Origin of the sequence: Mesorhizobium sp. M7D.F.Ca.US.004.03.1.1 (genome assembly GCF_003998635.1) — a bacterium.
Lineage (GTDB): Bacteria > Pseudomonadota > Alphaproteobacteria > Rhizobiales > Rhizobiaceae > Mesorhizobium > Mesorhizobium loti.
The window spans coordinates 1-2,620 of sequence record NZ_RZQG01000828.1; the positions used below are offsets into that span (position 1 = coordinate 1).

Here is a 2,620-nt window from a genome sequence, read left to right on the forward strand (position 1 = left end):
CCACAGCTCCACTTGCGGTGCGTCCCAAGTCCTCGTCGATCACCTCAACCTTGCGGAATCCCCAGCGCCGCGCGACGTCGACCAGCTCATATTGCCGACGCTGGCTCTCAAGATTGAGCTGCACTTGCGCCTGCGTGGACTGACGTACATAGACAACGGCCTTGCGCTTGAGGATGGTGGCCGGAATCAGATTACGGCTCGTCATCGCGGCTCTCCTCCGTCACGATACCGGCGGCGGCCATCAGCACATTGGCGAGCCGGGCGATCACGATCGTTCGTTGCGCTGCGCTCAGCCCGACTAGCTTGTGCGAGTCGAGCGCATGCTGAGCTGGCGAACGATCACGAGAGATCGTGTCGGTGGCGGCAAGGTTCTCATTTTGAGTCTCCCCGATGATGAAACCATCCGGAGAGCCTCGCCGGAAACGGCGCTGGATCAAGAGCTTGTTCAGTTCAAGCAGTGCAGCAAGCGACGCGCGCGGGGAGCCCAGATCCATTGCTGCGCACGGGACTTCGACCTCCTGCCCAACATGGGCAGAATGACCCCGAGATTGCGATCGGACGGATCGAGCGTTCGACGGTGTTGCTGTCGATCTCGATGCGGCCGTCGTCAAGGAAGTGCGAGAGGCCTTCCCAGCGTGAGAGCGTGTAGCGGATTGCCTCTGCGAGCTTGGTCTTCTGACTGATCAGGCCGAGCTTCTCACGCAGCCAGGGTTCGAGATCGGCGACGATGGCGCGGCTTTTGTCCTGACGCATCGCGCGGCGCTCGTTGGCCGATCGGCCACGGATGTCATCCTCGATCTTGTAGAGTTCGGCGATCCGTCTCAGCGCGTCACTGGCGATCGGCGCGGGACCGGCTGCTGCCAGTTCATAAAAGCGCCGACGGACATGCGCCCAGCAGAAGGCGAGCGTGACGCCGCTTTTGTCGGCCAGCACGCGATAGCCGCCATAGCCGTCGACCTGCAAGATTCCGGTGAAGCCTGCGAGATGAGCGATCGGACGCTCGGCCTTTCGGTCCGGCGCATAGACATAGGCGACGCCCGGCGGGTCGCTCCCCTCCCATCGTCGGTCATCGCGGGCATAGGCCCAGAGTTGACCTGTCTTAGTCTTGCCGCGGCCGGGATCGAGCACCGGCGCGGTCGTCTCGTCGGCGAAGAGTTTTGCCGAGGACTTCAGCTTGCCAAGCAGCCGCTCATGCACCGGACGCAGGTGCCAGGCGGCGCGGCCGACCCAGTCGGCGAGCGTAGAGCGATCGAGATTGATACCCTGCCGGGCGTAGATTTGCGCCTGACGATAGAGCGGAAGGTGATCGGCATATTTTGAGACCAGCACCTGGGCGACCGTTGCCTCGGTCGGAAGACCACCCTCGATCAGCCGGGCCGGCGCCGGAAGCCTGAACCACGACGTCCTCGCAGGCGCGGCAGGCATATTTGGGCCGGCGCACGACGATTACACGCAGCTGCGCCGGAACGATGTCGAGCCGCTCGCTCACGTCCTCGCCGATCCGATGCAAGCCATTGCGGCAGCATGGGCAGGCATGGTCCTCGATGTCGACGACCATCTCCACGCGCGGCAGATGGGGTGGCAGCGCGCCCCGGTTGGCCCGGCGCCTCGTGGCCTTTGCTTGCCGCTCGGCGGGAGCAGATTGCTCCTTCTCTTCCTCACCGGCGGCCTCGATCTGCTCCGCCTCTTCGAGCCCCAGCAGCAATTGATCCTCGGGGAGCGTCTCGGCACGCCGGCCGAAGCGGTGACGCTGCAATTCCTTGATGATCTGAATCAGACGGGCATTCTCGACGTCGTGCGCCAGGACCATCGCCTTCAGCGCGTCCGGATCGTCGGGAAGCTGGTCAGCCGTCATCGCCATGAACGGATCAGACCATATTCGCCGACAGCCCGCGACAGCGGAATCTAGGCTGATTCACTTCGTCGCGGGTCAGCCCGCCTGGGCTGGCACGCGGGTCCGGCGCGCCTCATGGACTCGCCGCCAGTCGAGACCTTCGAGTAGCGCCGAGAGCTGCGCGGCCGTCAGCCGCATCATGCCGTCATGCACTTTCGGCCAGCGGAACTCCCCATCCTCCAAACGCTTAGCAGGCAAACCCCGGTGCCATCCCAGAAGATCAGCTTGATCCGGTCAGTCCGCTTCGCCCGGAAGACGTAGACGGCCCCGCTGAACGGATCGGCCCCCATTGTCTCTCGCACCAGCGCCGCCAATCCCTCCGCACCCTTGCGGAAGTCGACGGGCTTCGTCGCCACCATGACCTTGACCGCACCCGTCGGCCCGATCACGACGTCGCCTTCAGCGCGCGGATCACTGCGGCCACCGTCTTGGTATCGGCGCCCCGGCCGACGCGCATCGCGATGCCGTCGATCTCAAGCTCGATCATGCCGGCATCTCGGGTGGCTTGCCGTTTCCGCTGCTTCGGTGAACGGCTGGCTGCAGGTTCCGCCGCCGCCACAACCGCCGGCACAAAGGCAGGAGAATCTTGCTGCACCGAAGCGGCCTGTTTGCGCGCTTCGCGGCGCCAGGCGAAGACCTGCTGCGGCCTGAGACCATAACGGCGGGCGACCTCGGAAATGATCGCATTCGGCTCCAGCGTCTCTGCGATGATCCGCGCCTTGTCAT

The 2,620-nt window shown here is 64.6% G+C and carries 2 protein-coding genes and 3 pseudogenes; all 5 read right to left on the reverse strand.

The window, feature by feature from the left end:
- Window positions 1–205, reverse strand: a pseudogene (locus EN935_RS30495) (recombinase family protein); the annotation flags it as partial.
- The gene (locus tag EN935_RS41005) at window positions 192–494 is read right to left on the reverse strand and encodes a hypothetical protein (RefSeq protein WP_063169337.1); all 303 of its coding nucleotides are present in this window, start codon (window positions 492–494) and stop codon (window positions 192–194) included. The gene EN935_RS41005 and the pseudogene EN935_RS30495, both read right to left, overlap by 14 nt.
- Before the next feature lie 49 nt (window positions 495–543).
- Window positions 544–1,861: pseudogene (locus EN935_RS30500) on the reverse strand (IS66 family transposase); the annotation flags it as partial.
- Window positions 1,862–1,930: 69 nt separating this feature from the next.
- Window positions 1,931–2,283, reverse strand: a pseudogene (tnpB, locus tag EN935_RS30505) (IS66 family insertion sequence element accessory protein TnpB).
- Window positions 2,280–2,620, reverse strand: a 341-nt coding sequence (locus tag EN935_RS30510; RefSeq protein ID WP_127373941.1) for a transposase, incomplete at its 5' end; no start/stop codon positions are given. The gene EN935_RS30510 and the pseudogene tnpB, both read right to left, overlap by 4 nt.

Coding starts and splice junctions, on each gene's coding strand:
- EN935_RS41005 (WP_063169337.1), bottom strand. CDS start 494: ATGGATCTGGGCTCCCCGCGCGCGTCGCTTGCTGCACTGCTTGAACTG.